The sequence below is a fragment of the Desulforamulus aeronauticus DSM 10349 genome (assembly GCF_900142375.1).
Lineage (GTDB): Bacteria > Bacillota > Desulfotomaculia > Desulfotomaculales > Desulfotomaculaceae > Desulfotomaculum > Desulfotomaculum aeronauticum.
The window spans coordinates 91985-99210 of record NZ_FRAR01000024.1; the positions used below are offsets into that span (position 1 = coordinate 91985).

A 7226-nucleotide genomic window follows, 5' to 3' on the forward strand; every position below is an offset into this window, starting at 1 on the left:
AAGAAAGGACGCTTTCTCATGCTGCAAGCTCAAGCATCTGTGCCGGTTCAGGAAGCTGCGGAACCGACCTACTCTCCGATAGTCGATTTCTGGCGTCGGTTGCGAAAAAATAAACTAGCGATGGTCAGCTTGGTGTTTTTAGTCACGCTGTCCTTGGTGGCCATCTTTGCTCCCTTGGTAGCACCCTACGATCCCTACTTTAGTGATATGCCAAAGGCTTTGTCTAGCCCCAGTGGTGAACACCTATTGGGTAATGATGAATTGGGGCGGGATATTCTTAGCCGCATCATCTATGGAGCCAGAATCTCCCTACGCGTTGGCCTCATCGCTGTAGGCATTGCCCTATCCGTTGGTATGGTGGTGGGATCGATAGCCGGGTATTACGGTGGTCGTATTGACATCATCATTATGCGTTTTATGGATATTATGCTGGCATTCCCCTCTATCTTGTTGGCCATTGCTCTAATGGCGGTGTTGGGCCGAGGGGTAGAAAATGCCATCATTGCCATTGGGATTGTGTCTATCCCGGAGTTTGCCAGGATTGTTCGAGGATCTGTGTTATCCGTTAAAGAGAACGAATATGTGCAGGCCGCCCGGGCCATTGGAAATAACGATTTTCAGATTATCTTTAAGCATATCTTGCCCAATGTCATGGCTCCCATTATTGTACGGGCTACTCTGGGCATTTCCACAGCGATTCTGGAAACCTCTGCCTTGGGTTTCCTAGGTCTCGGTGTTGCGCCACCCTTTGCCGAGTGGGGGACCATGTTAGGCAGCGGGCGTGGTTATCTGTTTAATGCACCGCATCTGGTGTTTTTCCCTGGTATTGCAATTACCTTAACGGTAATGGCCTTCAACCTGCTGGGCGATGGTCTCAGGGACGCATTAGATCCGCGGTTGCGTCGCTAGGAGGTGGGTGTACATGACAACAGAGACATTATTACAGGTAAAGGATTTGAAAACCCACTTTTTCCTAGAGGATGGTGTGGTGCCTGCTGTAGATGGCGTGAGTTTTCACCTGAACAGGGGTGAAACCCTGGCGGTGGTAGGGGAGTCCGGCAGCGGTAAGAGTATTACTGCCACATCCATTATGCGGCTGATTCCTAACCCCCCTGGAAAGATTGTCGGGGGAGAAATATTGTTTAATGGGCAAGACCTGTTAAGGAAGACCGAGAAAGAAATGCGAGATATCCGGGGCAACCGAATTTCTATGATTTTTCAGGAGCCTATGACATCTTTGAACCCGGTCTTTCGGGTAGGGTATCAAATTTCTGAATCTTTAATGATCCACCAGGGATTAAATAAAAAGGATGCTCTGGAAAAGAGCATCGAGATGCTGCGGTTAACAGGTATTCCTTCGCCAGAAAAAAGAGTTCACGATTTTCCTCACCAAATGAGTGGTGGTATGCGTCAGCGGGTGATGATTGCGATGGCACTTTGCTGCCGACCGGAACTACTCATTGCTGATGAACCAACCACTGCCCTGGATGTGACCATTCAGGCCCAAATTTTGGATCTGATGTTAGAACTAAAGGAACAAATGGGCACCGCCATCATCATGATTACGCATGATTTAGCTGTGGTAGCCGAGGTGGCAGACCGGGCGGTGGTAATGTATTGCGGTAAGCTGGTGGAAGAATCCACTGTTTTGGAGTTGTTTGACAAACCTTTACACCCTTATACCAAGGGGCTGTTAAAATCCATTCCCCATGTCAACAGCACTCAGGAAAAACTTTATATGATCGATGGCATGGTACCCCCTTTAACTCACCTGCCTGCAGGATGTGCCTTTGCCCCCCGCTGCCCGGAAGCGCAGCCACGCTGCCATATGGAGCGGCCGATGCTACGAGAAATTTCACCGGGACGCAGGGTGAGTTGCTGGCTCTACGAAGGGGGTGGAGAATAGTGTCCACACTGGTGCATATTAGTAATCTCACAAAATATTTTCCTGTTAACAAAGGAATGTTTAGCAAAGAGGTTAGCCAGGTAAAAGCAGTGGATGGCCTAAGCTTTGATATTCGGCAGGGGGAGACCCTGGGATTGGTAGGCGAGAGCGGTTGCGGCAAATCCACCACGGGACGCCTTATTTTACGACTTTTAGAACCGACGGCCGGTAAGGTAGAGTTTGCGGGTAAAAATGTCTTTGAGGCATCTGCTTCCGAAATGAGAGCGCTGCGTAAGGACATGCAAATTATCTTTCAAGATCCCTATGCCTCACTAAATCCTCGTATGTCAGTGGGTGACATCATTGCCGAACCCATACGGCTTTATAAATTGGCCCATGGTCCGGAAGTGCAAAAGAAGGTGGAACACCTGTTGTCCTGTGTGGGACTGGCAGCTTACCACGCTCGGAGATACCCGCACGAATTTAGCGGCGGTCAGCGACAACGGGTAGGTATTGCCAGGGCATTGGCCTTAAATCCTAAGCTCATAATTTGTGATGAGCCGGTTTCTGCTCTGGATGTATCCATCCAGTCACAGGTGCTCAATCTTTTAAAGGATTTGCAGCAGGAATTCGGTTTAACCTACCTATTTATTGCTCACGGACTTAATGCAGTAAAACACGTTAGTAACCGCATTGGTGTCATGTACCTGGGTAAAATGGTAGAACTGGCCGGGGATGAAGAGTTATATAGCAATCCTCTCCATCCCTATAGCAAAGCACTGCTCTCAGCCGTTCCTATCCCGGATCCACGAGCCAAGAAGGAACGAATTATTTTAAACGGCGATGTGCCAAGCCCGGTCAACCCGCCCCAGGGTTGTCGCTTCCACACTCGTTGCTACTGTGCCCAGGATATTTGTAATCACCACGAGCCAATCTTTAAGCGGATCAAACCCGGCCATTGGGTGGCCTGCCACTTGGTGGAGTCGGAGATAGAATAGCAAGAAGGGAGTGTGCAAAACTACTTTTATGTAGTAAGCGGCACTCCCTTTTTTAGCTATAGGCCATAAGCCTTAGGCTCTATTTTGCAAGACTGTCTTTTGGTCCAGTAGGGGCGAGCTTTGCTCGTCCGAATGAACTGCTACCAAAAGTCTAACTCCAAAATTGCGCATCATCAATTTATTATGCAACAGCCCCTACAAATGGCCGACGGCTATTCTATATCCGAAGCCACAACCACCCGGTTGCGTCCGTTTGCCTTTGCCTGATACAAGGCTTTATCCGCCAATTTCAGCAGTTCAATACTATGAGGTGTATGGGCAGGATAGTGGGCAACTCCCAGGGAAGCCGTGATCGGACGGTAGGCAAAATCCGTGTTTGCAACGGCACAGCGAATTTTTTCGGCCAGATGAATTCCCTCTTGGGGGCTGGTGTTAGGCAGAATAAAGGCGAATTCCTCTCCACCATAACGAGCCACCACATCCATGGGGCGAATCGTTTGGGTAAAGGTTTTGCTCATAGTTTTTAACACCCGATCTCCTGCCGGGTGACCAAAGCTATCGTTGTAGTTTTTAAATTTATCAACATCCAGCATAATTAGACATAATTCTTTGGGCATACAACTACATAGGCTTACTTCTTTTTGCAATCTTTCGGCAAAATAACGGTGGTTATATAAACCGGTTAATGCGTCTGTAATGGAGAGGTTTTCAAACTTTTTATTCAACATGGCATTTTCTAAAGCCAAACTCACCTGAATAGTAAATAATTCCAGAATCATTTGGGTTTCATCGTTAATCGTAGGATGGTTTAGATGTTGGGCTAACAGGACTGCCAGTGGGTTACCATGTTTATTATGCAGGGGCAGGATCTGCAGCATAGCTAAGCCACACTCACCTGAACAATTATTACAAAAGTGAGAGTGGGGTAACAACAAATTCTGGTTGCCAATGGTATTTATCTGACTAAAAATTTTTTGATAGGCCTCACAAGACACAAAGGGATTATCCTCAATACTTCTTTTAACTGTTTGGAATGGTATGCCATTATCGTCCAAAAGGATAAAATGGCAACCGGGAACCTCTGCAATTTGCATGAAACCATTGAGAATTAAATTGTGCATGGTGTTTAGATCGGTTTCTCCAGCCACCTGTGCCACAATCCAATGCAATTGGGTAAGCTTTTCGTTGATTTTTAAAAGCTCTTTATATTTAGCTAACATGTTTTGATGTTCTAACATGTTTTGCCTCCAAAGTGTTAGTAATTTATAATTCTAGCTAGAGCTAGAATTCTCCTTGTAATTTTATACTAATTAATGTCGATTTTATATCTGCCAAGGAGGATTTAAAGTAAGATTAACCGACGTGAATTTACTTTTGGGCGGTTATATACTAAAATTTATTTAGCGAATCAATCAAGGAGGCAATTTATGAAAAAGACAATTTTTCACCTGCTTCAATTGTCCTGGTTAATGCTGGGGCTTTTTCTTTACGGCTTGTCCCTTGTTTTTATTGTTGAGGGGTATCTGGGGATTAGCCCCTGGGATGTATTACATATGGGGTTAACCGGCTATCTACCCTTTACCTTTGGCCAAATCATGATTGGCGCGGGTTTACTTTGTATTCTGGTGGCTTACCCGATGGGAGTAAAACCAAGTCTTGCTACCATCCTAAATATGATCTTTATCGGGGTCTTTGTTGATCTGATTATTAACCAAGGTTGGATTCCTAGCTACGAATCTTATGTCGTACGGGTCATCTACCTGCTTATTGGTGTAATGGGCTGTGGCTTTGCAACTGGTATGTATATCTCAGCCAGAATGGGGACTGGGCCTCGGGATAGCCTCATGATGGGCTTGCATAAAATCACCGGCTGGCGAATCGGTGTAGTCAGAACCGCTATCGAGTTGGTGGTGGTTAGCCTAGGCTTTTTCCTGGGCGGTCCTGTAGGCATAGGTACTCTGATTTTCTCTCTGTGCATTGGTTGGGCAACTGAAATTTCCATGAATTTCTTCAACAATTGCGCTCGCAATGAGTGGCTGATGAATTACCTGGGTCACCTAAATCCCGGTCTGGTACAAAAGAGAGAGGTGCAGAGTTAAAACGGTTGACACCAATCATAAAAGCCAAACATAACCTGTGGTAGCACGGAAAGAAGGTGTGAACCATGGGTTCTATTGTTTTTATCCACGGTATGGGTCATGATACCAACCGCGAATATTGGCGTAGGTGGGCAGATGCACTGTTGCCCTATTTGATAAAACAAGGAATTCAGCCAGCTGAAGTTTACTTTAGCGGTATTTATTATTACGATTTAGTGCCTCAACCTGGAGATGGCTGGAAAAAAATAACTTCCCCTTTTACTCGGGATATTCAAGAGGAAATGCAAAAAGATCTCTTTGGTCAAATTGCACGGGAGGAAAGCACCAGGGATAGCTTGGGGCGGGGCCCACTGGCTAACTTTATTGATTTAGTGGCAGATAACTTTGGTGATATTTTTACCTATATTTTGGATGAACAAGTTTACCAACAAGTGAACAACCGTTTTTACCAGGGCATAGTCAACCTGCCGGGGCCTGTTACCTTAATTGCTTATAGCCTGGGCACGATGGTGTCCTTTTGTGCCATGCAGCAGAGACCCGATTTGGTGTACCCGATAAACCACTTTATTACCCTGGGCAGTCCCATTTTTTGGTTTCGCAAATGGCTGCAAAAGAGAACCAAACTTACCCATCGACCCACTGACGCTCATTGGACCAACCTAGCCGGTCATATTGATGTGGCCTGCCCTCATTTGATTAGCTACGAAGCTTGCAGCCCGGATACTAACCTTGAATGCGAGCTGGATAAATTTAATCCAGTGAAAGGACATTTGGCCTACTTCCATCAACCTGCTGCCCTCCAGTTGCTGGCCAAGGAGATCGCCGCCCGTTGGCAAACGGGTCATTGGTAGTTGTAAAACCAAAGACAAAGTGGCACAATAGAAAGATGCATACCATTATTGTAACCGCCGCCATTATTCAGCGAGCAGAGAAAATACTTATCGCCCAGCGTAAGGGAACGGCCGATCACGGATTAAAATGGGAGTTTCCTGGTGGTAAACTACACTTTGGCGAAGATCCCAAGGCCGGATTGAAAAGAGAGATCCAAGAAGAATTAGATATGGAGATCGAAGTGGGTCCAATTTTTGAGGTGGTTTCCCACCTCTATGGAGAGCGGCACATCTTGCTGTTGTGTTATACCTGCCGTTACCTGGGAAGCCAGCCCTCCACCAAGGACTGCCAGGACTTTCGTTGGGTTACTCCCCAAGAGATGCGAGACTTTGATTTCACAGAGGCCGATCTACCCGTGGTAGAAAAATTACAAGCCTATCCCTGAGGATGGGCTTGTGGTGATTTTCAATTGCTTTTTATGGTATAATGCCTATAATTGTTAAAAATCATAGATTGCAGATACAGGATTCAAAGGGGCGATTGTTTTGCATAAACAAGTAGTATTTCCCGAATTTCTTGGGGAATCTGAAATAGCGGTGGTCGTGGTAATACCTACCTTAAAAGAGGATATGAGCGAGCTATTTGAACGGTTTCATGCCGGGGAAGAAATTGATTACTGGTTTTCTTGGGATTTGGTAGTTACTAATACTGCAGAATATCTGGTGGTTTTAGAGATACATTGGGAGGCAGAAGACGGATTAATTGTAGCCTTCTCCTCGGAAATGTGGGAATTTATCCACCTCATTGCCCAAAGAGAAAATTTGGTTCTGCTGGGTGATTGGAATCAACTGGAGGAAGGAGCTCCCCTGGTAATGGATCAAGGAGGGGAATACAAGCCCCATGCTCTGTTAATTCGCGATGTCCACCTAGGTCTGGAAAAACTCTACAAGCATGTGAAAGACTTAGTGGAAGTGAATCAACCGATCGAAGAACTGTCCAGACTTCAGTTGATCCTGCAGGGAGCAAAATCAGATACCACTACCTATCACTAAAGGCACCCCCTAAGGGGTGCCTCAGTTTGTCGAGAAACTAGCCAATTTTTTTGGCCATACTGAATAAAGCATGATAATTTCCAAACCGGAATAACCAAATTCCTAATAAAAATGAAAGATCACAAATCTCTAGGCTATCTTAGCCAAATGATTTGCGATCTTTTTTATGTTTTGACAGGTTGCTGTCATCAATGCCTGCTCTAGGACATGCTTCTTCCCTCGAAAACGGCAATAGCGATAGCCGTGCAGCTGTTTAGCGTCTGCAAAGCTTCTTTCTATGGTTTCTTTTCTCTTTTTGTATAGCATCTTGCCCGATTTCGTTAAGCGGTTTTTATGAACCCATTCCTTACTGTCTTCCCAG

Annotated in this window: 9 protein-coding genes; 7 read left to right on the top strand and 2 right to left on the bottom strand. The window is 45.7% G+C overall.

The window, feature by feature from the left end; all coding sequences use genetic code 11:
- The first annotated feature begins 18 nt into the window (after positions 1–18).
- The 3 genes from nikC to BUA78_RS15580 are packed head-to-tail and all read left to right on the top strand — an operon-like array spanning position 19 to position 2883.
- Complete coding sequence (nikC, locus tag BUA78_RS15570) at positions 19–909, top strand: nickel transporter permease (RefSeq protein WP_072916361.1); 891 nt, start codon at positions 19–21, stop codon at positions 907–909.
- A gap of 13 nt (positions 910–922) precedes the next feature.
- The gene (locus BUA78_RS15575; protein WP_072916363.1) at positions 923–1906 is read left to right on the top strand and encodes an ABC transporter ATP-binding protein; all 984 of its coding nucleotides are present in this window, start codon (positions 923–925) and stop codon (positions 1904–1906) included.
- A complete protein-coding gene (locus BUA78_RS15580) occupies positions 1906–2883 on the top strand; it encodes an ABC transporter ATP-binding protein (protein ID WP_175549043.1) in 978 nt (325 codons plus the stop codon). Before BUA78_RS15575 ends, BUA78_RS15580 begins: the two co-directional genes overlap by 1 nt.
- 212 nt (positions 2884–3095) lie before the next feature.
- Here BUA78_RS15580 and BUA78_RS15585 read toward each other — a convergent pair whose 3' ends face one another.
- Positions 3096–4121, bottom strand: a complete 1026-nt coding sequence (locus tag BUA78_RS15585; protein WP_072916367.1) for a GGDEF domain-containing protein — start codon at positions 4119–4121, stop codon at positions 3096–3098.
- A gap of 189 nt (positions 4122–4310) precedes the next feature.
- On the opposite strand from BUA78_RS15585, the gene BUA78_RS15590 reads away from it, so the two are divergent.
- From BUA78_RS15590 to BUA78_RS15605, 4 genes are all read left to right on the top strand, one after another.
- Positions 4311–4982 (top strand): YczE/YyaS/YitT family protein, encoded by a 672-nt coding sequence (locus tag BUA78_RS15590; protein ID WP_072916369.1) that lies wholly within the window; start codon positions 4311–4313, stop codon positions 4980–4982.
- 65 nt (positions 4983–5047) lie between these two features.
- On the top strand, positions 5048–5833 hold the full coding sequence (locus BUA78_RS15595) for a hypothetical protein (RefSeq protein WP_072916371.1): 786 nt from the start codon (positions 5048–5050) through the stop codon (positions 5831–5833).
- Entirely contained in the window at positions 5812–6258 is a 447-nt protein-coding gene (locus BUA78_RS15600) for a (deoxy)nucleoside triphosphate pyrophosphohydrolase (RefSeq protein WP_238456850.1), read from the top strand. Before BUA78_RS15595 ends, BUA78_RS15600 begins: the two co-directional genes overlap by 22 nt.
- Before the next feature lie 100 nt (positions 6259–6358).
- Complete coding sequence (locus BUA78_RS15605; protein WP_072916372.1) at positions 6359–6865, top strand: hypothetical protein; 507 nt, start codon at positions 6359–6361, stop codon at positions 6863–6865.
- A gap of 129 nt (positions 6866–6994) precedes the next feature.
- Here the strand turns inward: BUA78_RS15605 and BUA78_RS15610 are convergent.
- Positions 6995–7226: transposase (locus BUA78_RS15610; RefSeq protein WP_084082463.1), on the bottom strand; the 232-nt coding region annotated here is incomplete at its 5' end.